Below are 651 nucleotides of genomic sequence, written 5' to 3'. Positions count from 1 at the left end.
AATAGCTACACAAGGTAATGCAGCATCATTTGGTATATTAACATCTGGCAGAACAACACCAGGTGCTACAAACAACGCAACACGTGGTGTATTCCCAGGAGGACAATCTCTATCAGGAAAACTACAAACCACCGAATATGTAACTATTGCAACTCCAGGTAATGCAGCATCATTACTACAACTGACACAAGCACTTTCGGAAATCGTTGCAACTTCAGGGAATCCTTAAAACAAATAAATACATATAGATAGGATTATAGATGGCTACTGGTAACACTAAAATAACTGCAGTACCGTATTTTTACGATAGACAATTACGCAGATACATTCAGCAATTTATTAGAATCTTTGCCGGATTCCAAATTGCTATGAGCACAGATCAAAACGGTAATACAAAATATCAAACTGTTCCTGTACGTTACGGTGATATAAATCGTATGGCTGCACACATTGTAAAAGAAAACAGTGAAAATATGCTTAACAGTGTTCCATTTATCAGTTGCTATGTTACTGGATTAGAACTTGCTCCACAAAGTAGAACATATCCACAGTTTGAAGAAAATGTACCAGTATACGAAAAAAAGTATAATGAAGAAACAAGCAACTACGAAAATGAAATAGGTAATGTGTACACTATTAAAAGACACCAGC

General features: G+C 35.9%; 2 protein-coding genes. Both read left to right on the top strand.

Translation table 11 applies throughout. The features are described 5' to 3' along the window. Positions 1–229: hypothetical protein (locus AC1QQ2_RS14835; RefSeq protein WP_479713722.1), on the top strand; the 229-nt coding region annotated here is incomplete at its 5' end. Positions 230–260: 31 nt separating this feature from the next. After that, positions 261–651, top strand: a 391-nt coding sequence (locus tag AC1QQ2_RS14830) for a tail sheath stabilizer and completion protein (protein ID WP_479713721.1), incomplete at its 3' end; no start/stop codon positions are given.

This window comes from Aestuarium sp. (assembly GCF_023253315.1).
In the GTDB taxonomy this organism is placed as follows: Bacteria; Pseudomonadota; Alphaproteobacteria; order Rhodobacterales; family Rhodobacteraceae; genus Marivivens; species Marivivens donghaensis.
This window is presented reverse-complemented; position numbering and strand designations above follow the sequence as displayed.